The 20,119-nt window shown below is 65.0% G+C and carries 23 protein-coding genes and 1 pseudogene; 11 read left to right on the forward strand and 13 right to left on the reverse strand.

Going from position 1 to position 20,119, the window contains the following annotated elements; genetic code table 11:
• Position 1: 1 nt before the first annotated feature.
• Positions 2-409, reverse strand: a complete 408-nt coding sequence (locus J8I29_RS11130) for a hypothetical protein (RefSeq protein WP_105860762.1) — start codon at positions 407-409, stop codon at positions 2-4.
• Positions 410-502: 93 nt separating this feature from the next.
• Between J8I29_RS11130 and J8I29_RS11135 the strand changes: the two genes are divergently transcribed.
• Complete coding sequence (locus J8I29_RS11135) at positions 503-871, forward strand: GFA family protein (RefSeq protein ID WP_209431691.1); 369 nt, start codon at positions 503-505, stop codon at positions 869-871.
• Between the two features lie 9 nt (positions 872-880).
• On the opposite strand, the pseudogene J8I29_RS11140 reads toward J8I29_RS11135, so the two are convergent.
• From J8I29_RS11140 to J8I29_RS11150, 3 genes and pseudogenes are all read right to left on the reverse strand, one after another.
• A pseudogene (locus J8I29_RS11140) lies at positions 881-1,187 on the reverse strand (putative quinol monooxygenase).
• A 111-nt stretch (positions 1,188-1,298) separates the two neighbouring features.
• The gene (locus J8I29_RS11145; protein WP_105860765.1) at positions 1,299-2,000 is read right to left on the reverse strand and encodes a hypothetical protein; all 702 of its coding nucleotides are present in this window, start codon (positions 1,998-2,000) and stop codon (positions 1,299-1,301) included.
• A 129-nt stretch (positions 2,001-2,129) separates the two neighbouring features.
• Complete coding sequence (locus J8I29_RS11150) at positions 2,130-2,558, reverse strand: organic hydroperoxide resistance protein (RefSeq protein ID WP_068282400.1); 429 nt, start codon at positions 2,556-2,558, stop codon at positions 2,130-2,132.
• A gap of 274 nt (positions 2,559-2,832) precedes the next feature.
• Between J8I29_RS11150 and J8I29_RS11155 the strand changes: the two genes are divergently transcribed.
• Positions 2,833-3,306, forward strand: coding sequence for a MarR family transcriptional regulator (locus tag J8I29_RS11155; protein WP_105860767.1), 474 nt, complete (start codon positions 2,833-2,835; stop codon positions 3,304-3,306).
• 12 nt (positions 3,307-3,318) lie between these two features.
• Here J8I29_RS11155 and J8I29_RS11160 read toward each other — a convergent pair whose 3' ends face one another.
• The 5 genes from J8I29_RS11160 to J8I29_RS11180 form a co-directional block, all read right to left on the reverse strand.
• Positions 3,319-4,275: an ornithine cyclodeaminase family protein gene (locus J8I29_RS11160; RefSeq protein WP_209431692.1), complete on the reverse strand. Its 957-nt coding sequence runs from the start codon at positions 4,273-4,275 to the stop codon at positions 3,319-3,321.
• Between the two features lie 141 nt (positions 4,276-4,416).
• Positions 4,417-4,785, reverse strand: coding sequence for a LapA family protein (locus J8I29_RS11165; protein ID WP_209431693.1), 369 nt, complete (start codon positions 4,783-4,785; stop codon positions 4,417-4,419).
• Positions 4,786-4,916: 131 nt separating this feature from the next.
• Positions 4,917-5,204, reverse strand: a complete 288-nt coding sequence (ihfB, locus tag J8I29_RS11170; RefSeq protein WP_105860770.1) for an integration host factor subunit beta — start codon at positions 5,202-5,204, stop codon at positions 4,917-4,919.
• 180 nt (positions 5,205-5,384) lie between these two features.
• On the reverse strand, positions 5,385-6,341 hold the full coding sequence (gene sppA, locus J8I29_RS11175; RefSeq protein WP_209431694.1) for a signal peptide peptidase SppA: 957 nt from the start codon (positions 6,339-6,341) through the stop codon (positions 5,385-5,387).
• 136 nt (positions 6,342-6,477) lie between these two features.
• On the reverse strand, positions 6,478-7,260 hold the full coding sequence (locus tag J8I29_RS11180) for a helix-turn-helix transcriptional regulator (RefSeq protein WP_209431695.1): 783 nt from the start codon (positions 7,258-7,260) through the stop codon (positions 6,478-6,480).
• 99 nt (positions 7,261-7,359) lie between these two features.
• Here J8I29_RS11180 and J8I29_RS11185 point away from each other — a divergent pair, with 99 nt between their 5' ends.
• The 5 genes from J8I29_RS11185 (at position 7,360) to typA (ending at position 11,715) form a co-directional block, all read left to right on the forward strand.
• Complete coding sequence (locus J8I29_RS11185; protein WP_209431696.1) at positions 7,360-8,127, forward strand: class I SAM-dependent methyltransferase; 768 nt, start codon at positions 7,360-7,362, stop codon at positions 8,125-8,127.
• A 448-nt stretch (positions 8,128-8,575) separates the two neighbouring features.
• On the forward strand, positions 8,576-8,989 hold the full coding sequence (locus tag J8I29_RS11190; protein ID WP_209431697.1) for a GFA family protein: 414 nt from the start codon (positions 8,576-8,578) through the stop codon (positions 8,987-8,989).
• An 84-nt stretch (positions 8,990-9,073) separates the two neighbouring features.
• A complete protein-coding gene (locus tag J8I29_RS11195) occupies positions 9,074-9,346 on the forward strand; it encodes a type II toxin-antitoxin system Phd/YefM family antitoxin (protein ID WP_209431698.1) in 273 nt (90 codons plus the stop codon).
• On the forward strand, positions 9,333-9,758 hold the full coding sequence (locus J8I29_RS11200; protein ID WP_209431699.1) for a type II toxin-antitoxin system PemK/MazF family toxin: 426 nt from the start codon (positions 9,333-9,335) through the stop codon (positions 9,756-9,758). The genes J8I29_RS11195 and J8I29_RS11200 overlap by 14 nt, the downstream gene beginning before the upstream one ends.
• Before the next feature lie 133 nt (positions 9,759-9,891).
• A complete protein-coding gene (gene typA / locus J8I29_RS11205) occupies positions 9,892-11,715 on the forward strand; it encodes a translational GTPase TypA (RefSeq protein ID WP_209431700.1) in 1,824 nt (607 codons plus the stop codon).
• A gap of 252 nt (positions 11,716-11,967) precedes the next feature.
• Here the strand turns inward: typA and epmA are convergent, their stop codons facing one another.
• Positions 11,968-13,011, reverse strand: coding sequence for an EF-P lysine aminoacylase EpmA (gene epmA, locus J8I29_RS11210; protein WP_209431701.1), 1,044 nt, complete (start codon positions 13,009-13,011; stop codon positions 11,968-11,970).
• Positions 13,012-13,104: 93 nt separating this feature from the next.
• On the opposite strand from epmA, the gene J8I29_RS11215 reads away from it, so the two are divergent.
• Positions 13,105-13,839, forward strand: coding sequence for a SprT family zinc-dependent metalloprotease (locus tag J8I29_RS11215; protein WP_209431702.1), 735 nt, complete (start codon positions 13,105-13,107; stop codon positions 13,837-13,839).
• Between the two features lie 169 nt (positions 13,840-14,008).
• Here the strand turns inward: J8I29_RS11215 and rhaM are convergent, their stop codons facing one another.
• Genes rhaM through J8I29_RS11230 form a run of 3 tightly spaced genes read right to left on the reverse strand, consistent with a single transcriptional unit; the run spans position 14,009 to position 16,078 of the window.
• Positions 14,009-14,326 (reverse strand): L-rhamnose mutarotase, encoded by a 318-nt coding sequence (rhaM, locus tag J8I29_RS11220; protein WP_105860778.1) that lies wholly within the window; start codon positions 14,324-14,326, stop codon positions 14,009-14,011.
• A 58-nt stretch (positions 14,327-14,384) separates the two neighbouring features.
• Positions 14,385-15,185, reverse strand: a complete 801-nt coding sequence (locus J8I29_RS11225) for an FCD domain-containing protein (protein WP_105860779.1) — start codon at positions 15,183-15,185, stop codon at positions 14,385-14,387.
• Positions 15,186-15,202: 17 nt separating this feature from the next.
• Complete coding sequence (locus J8I29_RS11230; RefSeq protein WP_209431703.1) at positions 15,203-16,078, reverse strand: amidohydrolase family protein; 876 nt, start codon at positions 16,076-16,078, stop codon at positions 15,203-15,205.
• Between the two features lie 299 nt (positions 16,079-16,377).
• On the opposite strand from J8I29_RS11230, the gene J8I29_RS11235 reads away from it, so the two are divergent.
• The 3 genes from J8I29_RS11235 to J8I29_RS11245 are packed head-to-tail and all read left to right on the forward strand — an operon-like array spanning position 16,378 to position 19,939.
• Entirely contained in the window at positions 16,378-17,397 is a 1,020-nt protein-coding gene (locus J8I29_RS11235; RefSeq protein WP_209431704.1) for an aldo/keto reductase, read from the forward strand.
• On the forward strand, positions 17,394-18,956 hold the full coding sequence (locus J8I29_RS11240; protein WP_245196883.1) for a sugar ABC transporter ATP-binding protein: 1,563 nt from the start codon (positions 17,394-17,396) through the stop codon (positions 18,954-18,956). Before J8I29_RS11235 ends, J8I29_RS11240 begins: the two co-directional genes overlap by 4 nt.
• On the forward strand, positions 18,953-19,939 hold the full coding sequence (locus J8I29_RS11245; RefSeq protein WP_209431705.1) for an ABC transporter permease: 987 nt from the start codon (positions 18,953-18,955) through the stop codon (positions 19,937-19,939). The genes J8I29_RS11240 and J8I29_RS11245 overlap by 4 nt, the downstream gene beginning before the upstream one ends.
• Positions 19,940-20,119 lie beyond the last annotated feature (180 nt).

The raw sequence follows: 20,119 nt of genomic DNA on the forward strand, positions 1-20,119 counted from the left end.
GCTACCCCTCCTGCCAGGGTTCGAGCAATCCCTGGCGCAGGGCCTCGCTATAGGTCCCCTTGTCGATGGTGCCGACGATCTCCTTGTCGAAGGCGATCTCGACGTCGAAGCGATGGCGGGCCGAGAGCCGGCGCAACTGCTCGATCAGCGCCATGGCGCCGGCAAAGTCGGCTTTCTCGCCGGCAATGGTCTCCCCTGCAAGCGTGGCGCGCACCGGCAGTTCCACCGCGCAGCCCGTGTCCGGATCGGTTTCGCTGATCTTGTGCTTGAACGCATCCGGCGCCTCGATCGGCCAGTCCACACCATCGGCGAACTCCTCGATCTCATCGATGATATCATCCATGGCATCCTCGCCGGCGATGCCGAGGAGATGGAAGGTCAGCATGTGAATCTTGCGGGCGGCGCTCATCAGGCTCTCATTTTAGCGGATCACTGCTGACAGGAAGATGTCAGTAGGCAGGCTTTATCAAGAGCTAGCGCGAAGATCGGAAAGGAACAAGCCATGGCTCTCAAAGGCAGCTGCCATTGCGGTGGCACGACATTCGAGTTGAGCGAGGCGCCACGGGAGGTGACGCGCTGCACCTGCAGCTTCTGTTCCAAGCGCGGCTCGCTCTGGGCCTACTACAAGCCCGAACAGTTCCGGCTGACATCGCCGCCCGAGCAGGTTGCGACCTATCGCTGGGGGTCGAAGACCATCCAGCACCATTTCTGCGCCATCTGCGGCTGCGGCACCTATACCGAGACGCCGGACTGGTCGACCGGCGAGCCCGATTTCGACAATCCCAAGATCAGCATCAATGCCCGCCTCTTCGACGATTTCGACCTGGAGGCGGTGCCTGTCACCGTGATCGACGGCAAGAATCTCTGGTGAAGGCGACACTCAATCCCTGCGATCGACCCGCAATGGTTGCCACATTGAAACGGCCCGCGGCTCCGCCAGCAGTTCCGGCAGGGCTTCGTGCCAGGCCTGCCGATAGGGGCGGCCGAGCTGGACGTCGAGCACGTCCTGGTGATCGGCCCAGGTTTCGTGGAGCAGAAAGCGGCAGGGGTCTTCGGGATCGGTGTGAAGCGTGGCGTTCACGAAATTCCCTTCGTGGCGCATGGTATCCAGCAATTCATCGAGCATGACCAGAAAGCTCGCGCTGTTCGAATTTGACGGCAAAGCCGATCAGATAGGTCACGCTCATTCGACTGTCCTCCCGCGGCAATCCCGCCACCGATGCTGCCGACAATAGCGGACAGGCCGGGAAAGGCGATTACCTGCCAGGTCATTGCCGCGCGCCGCGTGACCGGCCCGCTTATTTCTTCGGCTGCAGGCAGTTCGCCGGAAGGGCCGGATTGCCGAACCAGATCTCGAAGGTGTTGGGGCGCGAATCGCGCGCTCCGCTCCAGCTGGTCGAGAGGTCCTTGGTGGTGAGCTGCAGGCCGACGGCGGCGAAGAGTTCGGCGAGATTGTCGGCGCGCTTGCGATCGGAGGTCTTGAAATAGCGCAGCTCATGCGCCTCGCCCGACCATTTGGCGAGGATCACCGAGGGAAAGGTGATGGCGGCCTTGTCGCCATCCTTCATCTCGTCGAGCAGGATGCCGGCACAAGGACGCTGGGCATCGTTGAGGGCATGCACGAAGATGCGGCTGGGGAGCCTCGCGGTCGCCTCCTCATAGGCGGATTTCACCGAATTGTTGACGATCGAGGCCTTCTGCACCGCGTTCTCCAGCAAGGGCAGCAGGTCGCGGTCGGACGAGGAATTGGCATAGTCGAGCTGTGCGGTGATGAATTCCACCGGCACCTTGTCGTTCTTGAGGAGATATTCGAACATGGCCACGCCATATTTGCGCTTCTCCGGCGCGGCGTCGGTCATCAGGTCGATCATGGTGCGCAGATCGGCGAGGTTCTGCTGCCAGCGCGTATAGTACCAGCCGATGCCGGCTACGGTGAGCGGAATCAAGGCCGTCGACAGGAGTTGCGGCAGGATTTCACGCCAGGGGCGAGGCAGCGACATAGGAAAGCTCCGAGCAGAGCTTCCTGCTTAGCGCCGAATCAGGGCGCCAGCCATGCCGCGTGCAGGGCGGGCGCGCGTCCCCCACAGGATCCGCGCGCCCGGTGCCGAACATCGCTCCCGAACGCGATCTCAGACTACGCTGAGGCGGACGTCGAGATTCTTGCGGGTCGCTTCCGAATAGGGGCAGACGATATGAGCCTTGGCGACGAGATCCTCGGCGCGGGCATGCTCGATGCCCGGCAGGGCGACGGCGAGAGCGACATCGAGGCCGAAACCGGCGCCGTCGTCACGCGGGCCGATGCCGACCGTGGCGGTGACGCTGGCGTCCTCGGGGAGGGCCACCTTTTCCTTGCCGGCCACGAAGCGCAGAGCCCCCATGAAGCAGGCGGCATAGCCTGTGGCGAACAACTGCTCCGGATTGGTGCCGGGGCCGCCGGCGCCGCCCAGCTCCTTGGGCAGGTCGAGCTTGACCGAGAAATGACCGTCCACGGTCCCCGAGCGGCCGCCATCACGGCCATTGTGATCGGAACGGGCGGCGGTGGTGTAGAGAACCTTCATGACAAAACTCCCTTCGGGTTGAACACGAGTTATATATCGCACACATTTATATCGTACGCGATATAAATTTTGATGGAAATGCAATTTTTTTCGAGAGGGCGATTTTTATCGGGAAAGTGTGCGAAAAATGATTCAGCATCCTTGTCGCGTGCGATATGATTCGCGAACGACAATCGCCTGCCGCGTTTCTGCAGCCGGCACCGCGCAAAGACCCGTCACGCATCCGCCGAAATCCGAACGTTGCGTCATGTGCGTTGCGCCAAAGGAGGCACCGATGGAACCATCTTCCAACGAGTTCACGCCGCTGCTCTTGCAGAACCAGCTCTGCTTTGCGCTCTACGCCGCCAACAATGCCTTTGGCCGTTCCTACAAGCCCCTGCTCGACCCGCTCGGCCTGACCTATCCGCAATATCTGGTCATGCTCTGCCTGTGGGAGCGCGACGGCCTGAAGGTGGGTGAGATCGGCGCCCGGCTCTTCCTGGAAACCAACACGCTGACCCCCCTGCTCAAGCGGCTGGAGGCAGCGGGACTGCTGAAGCGACGGCGCGACAGCCATGACGAGCGTCAGGTTCGCATTTCCCTGACCGCCGAGGGCAAGGCCTTGCGGGAAAAAGCCCGTATTGTGCCGTCCCAGATCGCCGCCAACACCGGCCTCGAAGCCGCCCAGGCCGGGGCGCTCAAGGACTGGCTGGAATGGCTGCGCGAAGCTCTGGACCTGCATCAGAAGCAGGAAAGCGACGCCGCCTGAGGCTGCGCTCGCTCAGCCTTCGCCGCCGATCTTCTTCCACACCAGGATAGCCGCAGCGAGGTCCTCCAGCGCGCTGCCGATCGACTTGAACAGCGTCAGCGCTTCGCTGGAAGCGCGGCCGGGATGGCTGCCGCGGGCGAGCCCGGCCAGATCAGCCCTGATATCCTCGGTCCCGACAATGCCGGCCTTGAGGGCCAGCGCGATGTCGCCGCCCTCGGTCAGTGCACTCGGCGTGTCGATGAACAGATCGCTGGCACGCATGGCCTCGTCATCGGCTTCGCGCATCTGCAGGTTGAAGGCGCCGACCAGATCCAGATGCATGCCCGGCCGCAGCCAGGCTCCCTTGACCAAGGGCAGGTTCGACAGCGTGGCACAGGAAACCAGGTCGGCCGTGCGCACCGCCCGCTCGAGATCCGGCTCGTAGCGGGCCGCGATCCCCTGCTGCGCCAGTTCCTCCACGAGCTTTTCGGCACGCTCCGCCCGATGGTTCCAGATCGCCACGTCGCCGATCGGCCTCTGGCTGGCATGGGCGCGGATGAGGAAGGGCGCCAGGGCGCCGGCCCCCACCATGGCAAGGCGGCTGGCATCCGGGCGGGCGAGATAGGAGGCGGCGAGCCCCGAGGCAGCGGCGGTACGCCAATGGGTCAGCCGGGTGCCGTCGATCGCGGCCAAGGGCGCTCCGGTTTCCCCCGACATCAGGACATAGGTGCCGAGCACGGCCGGCAGGCCGCGGGCGCCATTGGCCGGGAATACGTTCACCAGTTTCGTGCCGAGATAGGCGCCCGGCCCGGGTGCGTCGGCGCTCCAGGACGGCATGATCAGGGCGGTGGCCGCCTCGGAACCATGGCCGATTTCCAGATGCTGGCGCGGCGGCGTGACGAAATCGGCGGCAAAGGCCGCGCGCAATGCCTCGATCAGGTCGGGAAAGGTCAGGAGGCCATCGATCTCATCGGCCGTGATGACGCGCATGGCTTTCCATCCCAGGCAACGAAAAGGTCCGGGCCGTCGGGCCGGGAGCGCTGATTATAACCGATCCGGTTGCGGGAAACAGGCAGAGCCTGACGGGAAGCGTTCGAGAGCGGGAGAATATCCGCGCTCCCGGCGACAAGATCAGAACGGCACGCTCGACGGCAGAATGGCATGGCTATCGCGCGACTCGGCCGCGGGGGCGGTCTGGCTGCGCAGCCGGTCGAGTTCGTTGCGATGGCGTTCCGCCTCGACCTGGGCAATCCGTGCGGCACGGCGGAAACGGCTCTGCTTCAGCCAGACCGTGATTCCGCCGATCAGCATGCCGATCACCAGGATCCCGAACAGAATCAGGAACATCGGCAGATGCAGCGTGCTCGCTTCGGCCCCAGGCGCGCTGGGGTCATAGGAGAGTGCGACGCCTTCGGCGATCCACTGCTTGTTCGCGATGGCGAAGGCCGCCATCACGATCAAGGCCAGGATCAGGATGAAATAATAGAAGAGGCGCTTCATGGCCTGCCCCGCTCCGGCATGATCGCAAAGGCGCCCCGCGATTTCCCGGCATCGCGGAGAATCGCAAAGACGCGTCCAGACAAAGAGTTAGAGCAAACAAGCATTCTCGCCAAGGCGCGCTTTGCTCTCGATCAGGCCGTCGGCTTGTTCAGGCGCAGCCGCATGTCCTTGCCGGTCTTGAAGAAGGGCACGAATTTTTCGTCGACGGGCACATGCGCGCCGGTGCGCGGATTGCGGCCGATGCGGGCGGGACGCGACTTGACCGAAAAGGCTCCGAAGCCGCGCAACTCGACGCGATCGCCCTTGGCCATGGCATTGACGATCTCGTCGAGGATGGCGTTGACGATATTCTCGATGTCACGCTGGTAGAGGTGCGGGTTGGCTTCCGCAATCTTCAGAACCAATTCGGATTTGATCATTTTCGTTCCCGTCAGTCGCCGGTCTTGTGAAGTTACGTTCGCTCGGCGCGAATCGCGTCGAAGCTTCCCTTACAGCATGATGCGGATCGAGCCCAAAAGCTCCACCCCCCAAATCCTTACTAGCCCAATCCTTGTTGGGCACCCTACGCTGGTCCGGACAGACCGTGGGACACGAGTGCCTCAAGGGTGCCAAACCGAGACAAGCCCGTCAAGCGCGCCCGGAGGCGTTTCGGGTGCCGTGCGGATGGCGTCGCCCAGGCTGGCGAGCCCGACGTTGTCGGCAAGCCAGGCCAGGCCCGTGCGCGCGAAGGGGAAGGAGGAACTGGTGGAAGGCTTGTCCCAATCCTCGACCGGCAGCGCCTTGAGGCGCGGCTTGTCCTTGCCGAGCCAGGCGATCGCGGTCGCCTCGTCGCCCATTTCGTCGATGAGCTTGAGGTCGAGCGCCTGCTTGCCGGTGAAGATGCGCCCGTCGGAGACCGCCGCAAGGCCGGCGTCGTCGAATTTACGCCGGTCCTTCACCAGGTCCTTCAACCAGCCATAGGTGTCGTTGACCACGGAAGCGAGCGCGGCCCGTGCCTCGGGGCTCGTCGGCGTGAAGCCGTCCGGCGCCGCCTTGAGCGGGGACGACTTCACCGCCTCGACGCTGACGCCGATGGTATCGAGCAGCTTGGAGACATTGGGATATTGCACCAGCACGCCGATGGACCCGACCAGAGCCGAGCGCCGGGCCACGATGTGGTCGGTGCCGACGGCGGCCATATAGGCGGCGGACGCCCCGAGGCCATCGATGAAGGCCACCGTCGGCTTGCTGGCCGAGAGCTTGCGCAGGCCGTCATAGAGCGCCTCGCCGCCCGAGGTCGTCCCCCCGGGCGAGTTGATCCGCACGATCACGCCCTCGGCCTGGGACGCGGCAATCTGGTCGAACAGCTTCAGATTGGCGGTCTGGTCGCCGACGAAGCCGTCGAGCTTGATGCGGGCGATATGGGGGCTGCGATGCTGCAGGGCGCTGGTGCCCGCAATGGCGAAATAGGCCACCACCAGGGTGACGGCCAGGAACAGGAAAGCCAGCACGCGCCAGACGGAAAGCTTGCGGCGCAGGACACGTCTGTCGACCAGGAGATCGGTCTCTAGGGACATGGAAGTATACCCTTGGGGAAATTGGCGCGAAACCTAGCCGAGCGATCGAATGGGGGCAAGGCGGGCGATCGGGGGCGGGGCAATCACGTGAAGCCGTCAGCGTCATCCCCGGCGGGATTGGAGACCCGGCCCCGACTTACACCAGCATCACGAATTTCAGGTCGGGCCGCGTCGTCGGGCTGAGGGTGATCTGCTGGAATTCGAGCGCGCCGCGCGTGGGATGGTTGAAGCGCCGCAGACCCCCTTCACGGCCGATCACGCTGTGGATCGGCCAGGCCTGCGCGAAAAAGGGGCTCCGCGCCGTCAGGCCGCTGACGAGCGCCTGCATCGCCTCTTCCTCGATATGGTGGCCATAATCGATGCGGAACTCGGCGATCACCCGCCGGGCCCGCCCTTCCCAGTTCTCGATCAGGTCCCGGGCTGCCGGGCTGAGGAAGATATAGGCCAGGAGGTTGCGGTCATTCTCGCCGTCCAGCCAGCCGCCGAAGAGTTCGGCCGCCTGGGCGTTCCAGCCCAGCGCATTCCAGAGGTGGTCGAGCAGATAGGCCGGACCGGCGATTGTGTCGAGGGCGGCGAGCAGTGCCGGCGGCGCGGCCGGCTCGGCTTCGGTACTCGCCTGCGGATCGCGCTTGCCGGCGAGATCGAAGAGATAGGCACGCTCGGCCGTCGAAAAATTCAGGACATTGGCGAGCCGGCCGAGCGCGTGGGCCGACAGGGAAATGTCCCGCCCCTGCTCCAGCCAGGTGTACCAGGTGGTCGACAGGCCGGCGAGCTGGGCCACTTCCTCGCGGCGCAGGCCCGGCGTCCGCCGCCGTGCCCCACCCTGCAGGCCGAAAAGGTCGGGCGTCAGACGCGCCCGCTGCGACCGCAGGAACTCGCCGAGCTGCTGGCGGCGCGCCTGATCCGACTCCGCTGTCATGGCAACTTTCATACCAGGATAAAAAAGGATCTGGTACCAGTGTAAGCGAGAACCTAGAGACGTTCCAGAGTGCTTCCAATCATCCCCGGAGAAAGAGCCATGGCCCGATCGGTCACCCTGGAAAACCTGGTCACGAGCCAATTCGGCTCGCAGGCTGCCGCCTATGTCGCCAGCTCCGTTCACGCCAAGGGTGAGGATCTGCGGCTGGTAGCCGAAGCGGTCGCAGCCCGGCAGCCCTCCCGCGTGCTGGATCTGGGCTGCGGCGGCGGCCATGTCAGCTTCGCGGCCGCGCCGGTGGCAGCCGAGGTCGTGGCTTACGATCTCTCCCCGGAAATGCTGGCGGCCGTCGCCGAGGAAGCCGCCAGGCGCGGCTTTGCCAACATCGCCACCCAGCAGGGCTCGGTCGAGCGGCTGCCCTTCGCCGACGCCAGCTTCGACATGGTGCTGAGCCGTTATTCGGCCCATCACTGGGGCGACGTGCCGGCCGCCTTGCGGGAGGCCTTCCGGGTGCTGAAACCGGGCGGTATGCTGGTGATGGCCGATGCCGTCGCGCCGGGGCGGGCCGTCTGCGACACCTTCCTGCAGGCGTTCGAGATGCTGCGCGATCCCTCGCATGTGCGTGACTATTCGATCCGGGAATGGCAGGCGATGCTCGCCGCTGCCGGTTTCACGGTGACGGCGACGACCCCCGGGCACCAGCCCTTGGAATTTTCCTCCTGGATCGCCCGCATGCGTACCCCGCCGGTCTTCGTCGAAGCCATCCGCGCCCTGCAGGCGGCGATGTCGGAGGAAGTGCGCGAGCACTTTGCCATCGAGGCGGACGGCTCCTTCGTCCTCGACAATGCGGTCTTCGTGGCGCAGCGCTAGGGCGCGTCATCCGCTATGGTTTAGGGTTTGACGGGAGCGATTTTGGCCGAAGAGAAGGAGTTCGAGGACGCAAGCCTTCCGGCTTGCTACGAAGAACGGCGCGCTCATCGGCCAAAAGCGCCCCGCCGCCAGAGGCGGTGAGGTGAAAAATGGCCAGCTGCAACGTCGCTTCGCTTGCCAAGACGAAAGTCTTGGCAGCGCTCACTCCTCCCATCCGACCATTTTTGACCTCATCAAACGCCAAACCATAGCGGATGACGCGCCCTAGCTTTCCGCCCTGTCAGCCGGCGCTCGCCCGCCCCTGCGGTATCGGCCCCCTCACTGAGGGGAGCCGATACCGCAGGTCTTCTTCAGGCCCTCGTTTCCTGGAAGCCATCTCCCCTAGCGTCGCGCTTAGCTGTAAACTGCGCGGGAAGGCCGCTCGTGTCGTCGGCCCGGGGGGAACGCCATGGCCTTGCTGACCGGCGGCTGCGAATGCGGGGCGATCCGCTATGAGGCGCGGGAAGCGCCCTTCGATGCCGGCTGGTGCCATTGCCGCATCTGCCAGCGTATTTCCGGCGCGCCGGCCCAACCCTGGGCGCTGTTTGCCGCCGAGGCCTTCGCCTATGTCAGGGGCGAGCCGCGCGTCTATCATTCCTCCAGCTTCGGGGAACGGCATTTTTGCGGCGAATGCGGAGCCTCGCTCGGCTTCCGGCTCCGCGAAAATCCCACTGAGATCAGCATCAATGCCGGCACGCTCGACGATCCCTCGCTGGCGGCGCCGCGCAAGCATATCTGGACCCGCAGCCAGGTTTCCTGGTTTGCCACGGCCGATGATCTGCCGACCTTCCTGGAATACGAGCCGGAAGAGGATGGCGCTTAAGGCGATATCGGTGACCTTGTTGTCTTGATGAGACAACTTGCGGCATTTCCGTAAATTCCGTATATTTTCCCGGAAGGAGATAGCATGACCGCCACCGTTTCCGCTGCCGCGATCTCGAAGAATTTCGGCGCCTATCAGGACACCGCCATCCGCGAACCCGTCATCATCACCAAGAATGGCCGTCCGCGCACGGTATTGATGGCTTATGACGACTTTGTTCGCCTGACCAAGCGCCTTCGTATCGTGCAGCGCACCGAAGACCTTTCCGATTTGGACATTGCCGAAATCGAGCGATCCCAGATGGAGCCCGGCCACGAACACCTGGACGCCGAATTGACCAAGCATGCTGCCAAGTGAGCCGAGGGTCGGCTACATCTTTCGCTACGCCTATCTCTGGCATCGTCAATATCAGGAAGGACGCGAGGAAGCGGATAAGGACCGCCCCTGCCTGGTCCTGGCGATCGTCGCAGCCGACGATGCCGGTCAAAGGATCGTGCGTGTCCTGCCGATTACCCATTCACCGCCCGACGACCTGCGAGCGGCGATCGAAATTCCCTTGACGGTGAAAGAAAGGCTTCGTCTCGACACGGACCGGTCCTGGATCGTGTTGAACGAAAGCAATCGTTTCGTCTGGCCTGGCCCGGACCTGCGTCCTGTCGACACCGATACAGGTTATTATGGCCCGCTTCCCCCGTCCCTCTTCTCCCAGGTGAAAAACCGCTTCATCGAATTGATTGGGAAACATCGTCCCGTGGCCAGAACCGAATGAAGTTCCCGGAAGCTGGCTGTGCTCCGCCATTGCCGCGCCCCCCTCTCCTGTGATATTGCGGCGCAAAATCCGACAGACGATCCCTTTTGAGCGCGGCCAATGTCCCGGCTGACGCAGGAACCCGGTTTAACCTATGCAACTTCGCAATATCGCCATCATCGCCCACGTCGACCATGGCAAGACCACGCTGGTCGACCAGCTGCTGCGGCAGTCCGGCGCCTTCCGCGACAACCAGCGCGTGGCCGAGCGCGTGATGGACTCGAACGATCTCGAAAAGGAACGCGGCATCACCATCCTGGCCAAGGCCACTTCGGTGGTGTGGAAGGATACCCGCATCAACATCGTCGACACCCCCGGCCACGCCGATTTCGGCGGCGAGGTCGAGCGCATCCTCAACATGGTCGATGGCGCCATCGTGCTGGTCGATGCCGCCGAAGGTCCGATGCCCCAGACCAAGTTCGTGGTGGCCAAGGCCCTCAAGATCGGCCTCAAGCCGATCGTCGCCATCAACAAGGTCGACAAGCCCGACGCCCGCACCACAGAGGTGATCAACGAGGTGTTCGACCTGTTCGCCGCGCTCGACGCCACCGACGAGCAGCTCGACTTCCCGATCCTCTACGGTTCGGGCAAGCAGGGCTGGATGGGTACTTCGCCGGAAGCCGACCAGAGCGCCGGCATGGCCCCGCTGTTCGACCTGGTGCTCAAGCATGTCGCCCAGCCGACCGTCGAGCCCGGCCCCTTCCGCATGCTGGCCACCATCCTGGAGGCCAATCCCTATCTCGGCCGCGTCCTGACCGGCCGCATCTCCTCCGGCACGCTGAAGCCGAACATGGCGATCAAGGCGATGTCGCGCGACGGCAAGGTGATCGAGCAGGGCCGCGTGTCCAAGGTGCTCGCCTTCCGTGGCATCGAGCGCCAGCCGGTCGAGGAAGCCGAGGCGGGCGACATCGTCGCCATCGCCGGCCTGACCCAGGGCACCGTGGCCGATACCTTCGCCGCGCTCGAAGTCACCGAGCCGCTGCAGGCCCAGCCGATCGACCCGCCGACCGTGTCGATGACCTTCACCGTCAATGATTCCCCGCTCGCCGGCACCGAAGGCGACAAGGTCACCAGCCGCGTCATCCGCGACCGCCTGCTCAAGGAAGCCGAGGGCAATGTCGCGCTGAAGATCGAGGAATCGGCCGACAAGGACTCGTTCATCGTCTCCGGCCGCGGCGAACTCCAGCTCGCCATCCTCATCGAGGTGATGCGCCGCGAGGGCTTCGAGCTCGGCGTCTCCCGCCCGCGCGTCGTCTTCCAGAAGAACGAGGCCGGCGAGATCCTCGAGCCGATCGAGGAAGTGGTGATCGACGTCGACGAGGAATTCTCCGGCGCCGTGGTGCAGAAGATGTCGGAGCGCAAGGCCGAGATGATCGAGATGCGCCCCTCCGGCGGCAACCGCCAGCGCCTGGTCTTCCACGCCCCGACCCGCGGCCTGATCGGCTATCAGAACGAACTCTTGACCGACACCAAGGGCACTGCCGTTCTCAACCGCCTGTTCCACGCCTATGCGCCCTATAAGGGCGAGGTGGCCGGCCGCCGCAACGGCGTGCTGATTTCCACCGATGCCGGCGAGGCGGTGGCGTACGCGCTGTGGAACCTGGAAGATCGCGGCCCGATGATGATCGAGCCCGGCTGGAAGGTCTATCAGGGCATGATCGTGGGCGAACACACCCGCGAGAACGATCTGGAAGTCAACGTGCTCAAGGGCAAGAAGCTCTCCAACGTGCGCGCCGCCGGCAAGGACGAGGCCGTGCGCCTGACGCCGCCGATCCGCATGACGCTGGAGAAGTCGATCGCCTGGATCCAGGATGACGAACTCCTGGAAGTCACGCCGAAGTCGATCCGCTTGCGCAAGGCCATCCTCGATCCCAACGAGCGCAAGAAGGCCGAACGCGCCAAGGATGCGGCCGCGTAATCCGGGTGCGCGGGCATCTTGCCCGCTCTTGGAAACGTTGCGGCTGAAGGGGTAGATGCGGGCAAGATGCCCGCGCACCCGGAAGAAAAAACCGCCGACCCCTGGGGCCGGCGGGTGCAATGAGGTCTCTCGCGGATCAAGTTCGTGCCGCGTCAACGGCATGGAGCGGAAGCTCACAGCTCCTTTTGTCGAGATTGTGGCCTCTGGTACGACCTATCCCCGTTATTCACAACCCAAAGCGCGGGCCTGGCATTAGGCGACCGGCGTCCAGATCACTTGGTCGATGCGGCTGGCGCCCGTCGCCAGCATGGCGAGCCGCTCGAAGCCCAGCGCAATGCCGCTGGCCTGCGGCATGATGGCCAGGGCAGCCAGGAAATCCTCGTCGATCGGGTAGCGCTCGCCATAGACGCGCTCCTTCTCGTCCATCTCGGCTTGGAAGCGTCGGCGCTGCTCGTCGGGATCGGTCAGTTCGCCGAAGGCATTGGCCAGCTCGACGCCGCAGGCATAGAGCTCGAAGCGCTCCGATACACGCGGATCATCGGCGGTGCGGCGGGCCAGCGCCGCCTCCACGCTCGGATAGTCGTGGAGGATGGTGGCTCTGTTATGCCCGAGATGGGGTTCGATCTTCTGCACCAGCACGCCGGAATAGATGTCGGACCAGGTGTCGTCCTCGGCCACGCGCAGCCCGGCCCGGCGGGCCGCCGCCGCCAGGGCGCCGCGGTCGCTGCCGCCGTCCCGGTCGAGCGTCGCCAGCAGATCGATGCCCGCAAAACGTTCGAAGGCTTCGGCCACGCTGAGCCTTTCGGGCTCGGCGAAGGGATCGGTCTCCACGCCGCGATAGCGGAACCGCTTCAGGCCGCCGGTTTCGGCGGCGAGCACCAGCAGGCGGGCGCAATCCTCCATCAGCACCTGATAGGGCTCGCCGCTGCGGTACCATTCCAGCATGGTGAATTCGGGCGAATGGGTGGCCGTGCGCTCGCGGTTGCGGAAGACCTTGGCGAAGGTGAACAGGCGCTTTTCCCCCGCCGCCAGCAGCTTCTTGCAGGCGAATTCCGGCGAGGTGTGGAGATAGAGCCGGCGCACGCTGAGGTCGGCATCGATCAGGTCGGTGGCAAAGGCATGCAGATGCGCCTCATTGCCGGGCGAAACCTGCAGGATTGACGTGTCGACCTCGGTGAAATTCTCAGCCGCAAAGAAGCTGCGCAGCGCCTTCATCAGCCGGTTGCGCCCGATCAGGAAGGGCCGGCGATCCTGATGGGCCGATGGCTGCCACCAGGGGGTGGGATCGGAAGGCATGGCGGCTCCTTTGCGATGGATTGCCTCGCCCCTACGCCAGCCGCGGCAAAACCGCAATCCGGGTTATGATGTCGCCTCACACCTGATTCGAGCATGATATCGCTGTTTCGACGCAATCCGACGCCCCAACCCGAACAGATCACCGTCAGGATCGGGGCAACGACCTATCCGGTCGCCGTCAGGCGGCTGGTTTCGGCGCGCCGCTATACGCTGAGGGTCCGCACGGCCCAGCGCGACATCGTGCTCTCCATGCCGGCGCGCGGCAGCCTGACCACCGCCAAGGCCTTCGCTGACAAGCATGCCGGCTGGATCGCCCTGAAGCTCGCCAAGCTTGCCCAGGACGTCAGCTTCGCCGACGGCGCCATGGTGCCCTTCCGCGACGTGCCGCACCGCGTCGAGCATCGCGAGGGCCGCGGCACCGTGAAGGTCGAGGCAGGCACACCGCCCGTCCTCGTCGTCCATGGCGATATCCAGCATCTGCCGCGCCGCCTGACCGACTGGCTGAAGAAGCAGGCCCTGCGCGAATTGCAGGCGGCCGTCACCCGCCATACCGCGGCGCTCGGCGTCAAGCACGGCCCGATCAGCGTCAAGGACACCACCAGCCGCTGGGGATCCTGCTCCTCGGCCGGCGCGCTGGCCTTCTCCTGGCGTCTGATCCTGGCGCCGCCCTTCGTGCTCGACTATCTGGCCGCGCACGAAGTTTCGCACCTGAAGGAAATGAACCACTCGCCCCGTTTCTGGCGCCTGTGCCACCAGCTCTGCCCCCGTACCGAGGAAGCCCGGGCCTGGCTGAAGTTGCATGGCGCCGGGCTGCACCGCTACGGGTGAGCGTATATCACCCTCCCCTGGAGGGGGAGGGTCGGCCTGAAAGGCCGGGGTGGGGTGAAAATACGCCGGTCATAAGAATGAAGACGGTTATTGCTGCTGTGAGGCCACCCCACCCCGAGGCTTCGCCTCGACCCTCCCCCTCCAGGGGAGGGTAAGTCGCGTCTACCCATCACGCCAGATAGAACACCCGCTTCAGCGGCACCTGCACCGGGGAACTGTCCGGATTGGTCTCCATGATATCGCCCATGAAGGCCCACCAGCGCTTCATCACCGCCTCGTCGGGCAGGCGGTCCAGGCCGTGGTCGTCGCTGCGGGTGAGGATGGCGAAGAGATGGTGGTCTTCCGGGTCGAGCCAGATCGTGTAGTCGGAGATGCCGACCTCCTTCAGCAGCGCTACCAGCTCGGGAAAGATCTCGTCATGGCGCTTTTCATATTCGGCCGCCTGGCCGGGATGGAGATTCATGCGAAAGGCGATGCGGTCCGGCATGGTACGTTCCCTTGAGACGTGGCCTTGGGGGCGTTTCGTTGCGGGTTCGAAAGCGTGATCAGCGCTTGGCCGCCGCCTCGCTGCCGATCACGTCCTGCGCCTGGCTGGAGGTGTCGCGCACATGTTCGAGATGCCGGCGATAGGCCGCCATCGCAGCCTCGGCGTCACGGGCCACCACGGCCTGGGCGATCTCGACATGCTGGGCGACGCTGATCTCGATCACGCCCGGCAGGGCGCTGGCGACGCGGCGCACGTCGAGCCCGACATCGTAGAGCCCCTCCGCCATCGCGGCGAGCAGGCGGCTGCCGCCGCCGCCATAGAGGGCCCGATGGAACTCGATGTCGAGCAGGCGGAAGGCGACCGGATCCTCGTGGAAAGCACGGCCGTCGACGGCGAGTTCGAGGATACGCGCCCGCGTCTCCTCATCCGCCCGTTCGGCGCAGAGCCGCACCAGTTCGAGCTCGACCACCACCCGCGCCTCGAAATGCTCGCGCACGTCGTAGTCGGCGAAGGACAGCATGGTCGAGAACGGTGCTACCAGGCGGCTGGGCGACAGGTCGGTGACGCTGTAGCGCCCGCCCTGGCGGCTTTCGAGCACGCCCATCAGGGTCAGCGCCTTGAGCGCCTCGCGCAGAGGCGGACGCGAGATGCCGAAGGCGATGCCCATCTGCTGCTCGGTCGGCAGGCGGTCGCCGGAGCGCAGATTGCCCGACTTGATCATGCCCATGATGCGGGTGGCGACCTGCTCGGCGATGGGGCGCCGCTCCAGCGCGCCGCCGCCGAACGGCTCGCCGAAGGCATCGCCGGCGTCCAGGGCCGCCAGGTCGCTGAAATCGGGGTCTTTGATCAGCTTGCTCACAGGACTGCCTTACTGCGTCACAGATGGAGGCGGTAGAAGGAATTGGCGTTATCCCGGTAGAACTTGCGCAGATCGCTTTCCGAAAAGCCCGCCAGGGCCCGATCGAGCGTCTCGACCCAGCGCGTCATGCTGGTGGCCTGCAGGCAGATCGGCCAGTCCATGGCGAAGATGGTACGGTCGACGCCGAAGCTCTCGAAGGTGGCATCGATGAAGGGGCGGAGATCCGCATCGGTCCAGGCCGCGTGGTCGGCCTCCACCGGCAGGTCGGAGAGCTTGATGAAGAGGTTGGGGCAGCGCGCCAGTTCCTCCACGTCATCGCGATATTGGGCGATGGCGCCTTCCTTGATGCCGGGTTTGCCGCAATGATCGAGGATCATCGGCACATGCGGGATGCGGCTCACGAAGTCCCGCACGATGTCCATCTGGTGGTGATGGACGTTGATCTCGAAATGGTAGCCGAACTTTTCGAGAAGATTGACGCCTTCGACGAAACTGTCCGACAGGGTCAAAGCACGCGGATCGATATCGAACTCGACGATGCGGCGGATGCCCCGCACCGTGGGGTGCTTCTCCTTCATCTTCGCCAGGATCGGCTCCGCCCGGCTTCCCCATTCCAGCGGCGCCATCGGCACGATCGCCTTGATGCCGGGGTCGCGCCGGGCTTCCTCCTCGACAAAGCGGATCTCGTCGAGATATTGCCCACCGTCGTCCCAGAAATCGGCATAGCATTCGAGGAAAACCATCGCCTCGACTTCGACCGCGCCAAGGTCGCGCCTGTAATCCTCGACATGGTAGTCCCTGGAAAACAGGGGGCTGCCCTCGAAGGCCGAATATTTCAGCTTCGAATGGTCCCAGACGTGAAGATGCGTGTCGATGATGGGAAAATCGGGCATGGCATCCTCGAGTTGTGAGCCTTAACGCGGCATCCGACGTTTCTGCACCGGTGCCTGCCTTGGCCAAACGCGACTTTACTTGAGGGATAAATCTCCCGATTTGTCATAGCCGGGCTTGACCCGGCTATGACAAAAGTCGCGAAAATTCCAAGGCGCCCAAGTAAACAGCATCGGATCTCGCCCCCATTCTCCGCCAGCCAGTAAAAACTTGTCAAACTAATTTTTGTCTGACAACTTAGCCGCAAAGGCGACCGGGCCGCCCCGGTAACGCAGATTCAGAAATGCCCGGGAGTGCCGCAATGCCCAAGGAATTCGAGCGCCGCCGCGTCGGCCAGACAGCGATGACCGTGCCGACCTTCGGCTATGGCGCGGCGCATCTCGGCGAGCTCTACAGCCTGGTGACGGAGGCCGATGCCAGCGCCACCATCGACGCCGCCTGGGATGCGGGCGTGCGCCTGTTCGACACCGCGCCCTGGTACGGCCTGGGCCTCTCCGAGCACCGTCTCGGCTATGGTCTGCGGCATCGGCCGCGCAACGAATACCAGCTGATCACCAAGGTCGGGCGCATCCTCGAACGCCCCTTCGACCCCGCCACCTTCAAATCGGAAATGTGGCTCGGCGGCCTGCCCTTCCAGCACCGCTACGACTACAGCTATGACGGCATCATGCGCTCTTATGAGCAGTCGATGATGCGGCTCGGCCTCAACACCATCGATGCCCTGGTCATCCACGACCTCGATGCCGCCTATCAGGGCCCGGATTTCGGCTACCGCAAGAAGGACCTGGTCTATTCCGGCATCAAGGCCCTGGAGGAATTGAAGCGGCGCGGCGAGATCAAAGCCATCGGCATGGGTATCAACACCGCCGAGGCGCTGGAGACCGTGGCCCCGCTGGTCGATCTCGACTTCGTGCTGGTCGCCATGCCCTACACCCTGATCGACCAAGGGTGCCTTCATACTGGCATGGCCGAATGCGTGAAGCGCAAGGTCAGCGTGATCATCGGCTCGCCCTTTGCCTCGGGCATCCTGGTCACCGGCTCCGGCGGCAGCGCCAACTACAATTACAGCAAGGCGCCGGAGGCCGTGCAGGCCAAGGTGCGCGGTATCGAGGCGGTCTGCAAGGCCCATGGCGTGGCCTTGCCGGCGGCGGCCTTGCAATTCGTGTTGGCCCATCCCGCCGTGGTCTCGGAAATTCCCGGCGCCGTGAAGCCGAGCGAGGTGACGGAGAACGTCGCCTCGCATCACGCCCCCATCCCAGCCGGCTTCTGGTCTGACCTCAAGGCGGAAGGCCTGATCGACAAGGACGCGCCGACGCCATGACCGGCAGAGCGTGGAGCATGGACGGCGTGCCCGCATCGGCGCGGCCGGTCCTCATCTCTGCCCGCGGCATCTCCAAGCAGTTTGCCGGCGTGGAAGTATTGCGCGACGTCGATCTCGATCTGCATGCCGGCGAGATCCACGCTCTGCTCGGCGAGAACGGGGCCGGCAAGTCGACCTTCGCCAAGATCATTGCCGGCGTGCACCGGCCCAGCCGTGGCTCGCTCGCCCTCAACGGCACAACTGTCGAGGTGGCGACGCCGCTGATCGCCCAGAAGCTCGGCATCACCCTGATCCACCAGGAACCGATCTCCTTTCCCGATCTCTCCGTCGCCGAAAACCTCGTGCTCGGCCGCCATGAAGGCCCGGCGCTCGGGCGGGTGCGCTGGGGCGAACTCCGCCGCGAGGCTGACAGCCTGATGGCCCGCCTCGGCATCGCCATCGATGTCGGCAAGCCCATGCGCGGCCTCTCCATCGCCGACCAGCAGATGGTGGAGATCGCCCGGGCGCTGGCCAGCGACAGCCGCCTGATCATCATGGACGAGCCGACGGCCCCGCTGACGCCGAGGGAAGTCGAAACCCTGTTCGGCATCGCCCGCCAGCTCCGCCAGGAGGGCCGCACCATCATCTTCATCAGCCACCGGCTCGAGGAGGTGCGGGCGCTGTGCGACCGCGTCACCATCTTCCGGGACGGCAGCAGGATCGCCACCGAGGAAACCGCCACCCTCTCCGATAACGACATCATCCGCCTGATGATCGGACGGGAGGTGAAGAACTATATTCCCCAGCACAAGTCGCAGATCGGCCCGGTCGCGTTGGCGGTGCGGGGTCTGAGCCTGCCCGGCAAGTTCGAGGACATCAGCTTCGAGGTGCGCAGGGGCGAGATCGTCGGCCTCGGCGGACTGGTCGGCGCCGGCCGCACCGATGTCGCCCGCGCTCTGTTCGGCGTGGTTCCCGCCGCCAGCGGCAGCATCGAGATAGGCGGGCGGGCCGTCACCATCCGCGAACCCGCGGATGCGGTGGCCCAAGGCCTCGCCTTCGTGCCGGAGGACCGCGCCGTCGCCGGCATCTTCCGCAGCCTGCCCGTCGAGCAGAACATCACGGCGGCCGTGCCTGGGAAGGTCGCTCCCGGCGGCGTGATCCGCCGCGCGCTCGAGCGCTCGATCGCCCGAGAACAGGTGCGCAAATTGCGCATCCGCCTCGCCAGCCTGCGCCAGCCCATCGGCGAGCTCTCCGGCGGCAACCAGCAGAAGGCGATCCTGGCCCGCTGGCTGCTCACCGATCCCCAGATCCTCATCCTCGACGAGCCGACGCGCGGCATCGACATCGGGGTCAAGGCCGAGTTCTATGAGATGATCGGCGAGCTGGCCGCCTCGGGCCGCGCCGTGCTGCTGATTTCCTCCGAGCTGCCGGAGCTCCTGGCGCTCAGCGACCGCGTGCTGGTGATGTCGGAAGGGCGGCTCACCGCCAATCTCCCCCGCGGCCAGGCCAGCGAGGAGAGCGTGATGCACGCCGCCGTGCCGCGCCGCAAGTCGACCCCGGATGGACAGGCCGCCGCATGAGCATCGCCAGCCTCTTCCGCCGCCGCGAGGCGGGCATCGTGGTGATGATCGCGCTCTTCGCCGTCATCGTCGGCCTGATTCAGCCGCGCTTCCTCTCGACGGAGACGCTGCGCATCGTGCTGCTCGCGGTGCCCCTGATCATGGTGGCGGCGATGGGCGAGATGATGGTGCTGGTCGCCCGCCATGTCGATCTCTCGATCGGCTCGATCCTCGGCTTCTCCGCCATCGTGGCCGGCATGCTCTGGCGCGACCATCCGGAACTGCCCGTCATCGTCGGCGTCGGCGCCGCGATCTCGGTCGGCGCGGCATTGGGCCTGGTCAACGGGCTGGTGGTCACCGTCTTCAGGCTGCCCTCCATCATCGTGACGCTCGGCACGCTCAGCCTCTATCGCGGCCTGGTCTTCTTCATCTCCGATGCCCGGCAGGTCGATCCGCAATATATCCCGCGCGGCCTGATCGAGCTCAGCCAGACCTCGCCCGTCTTCGGCATTCCCTGGATCATCCTGATCGCCTTCGCCGTGGCGCTCGCCACCTACCTCTTCCTCGGCCATTCCAGGCTCGGCCGCCAGATCTACGCCATCGGCTCCAATCCGGTGGCGGCGCCGCTGCGCGGCATCCGCGCCGCACCGATCACCGTGCTGGTCTTCGTGCTCTCCGGGGCTCTCGCCGGGCTCGCGGGCGTGATGTATGCCTCGCGCTTCGGCTATGTGAATCCCGGCATCACCGGGGTCGGCTTCGAGTTCACGGTGATCGCCCCCGTGGTGATCGGCGGGGTCTCGATCAATGGCGGCTCCGGCTCGGTCGCCGGCACCGTGCTCGGCGTGCTGCTGCTCGGCGCCGTCAGCGTGGCACTGCCGATCCTCGGCGTCTCCGGCTTCTGGCAGCAGGCGATCTACGGAGCGGTGATCCTCGCCGCTTTGGTGATCGACCGCAGCGTCCGGCAAGGCGGTCTCAAGGGTCTGCTGGCGAGGGATGCGGCATGAACGATATAGACGTCACTTTTACCCTCATAGGCGCGAACTTAAGGCTGGAGCCGCGGGTTCTTTACCCTCCCCTCGATGGGGAGGGTCGGCCCGAAGGGCCGGGGTGGGGTGGAAACACGCCGACCTCAGCAATGAAAACAGCGGATTTTTTCGAAAAAGTCACCCCTCCCCGACGCTGCG

The organism is Labrys sp. LIt4 (assembly GCF_017813775.1).
GTDB lineage: Bacteria > Pseudomonadota > Alphaproteobacteria > Rhizobiales > Labraceae > Labrys > Labrys okinawensis_A.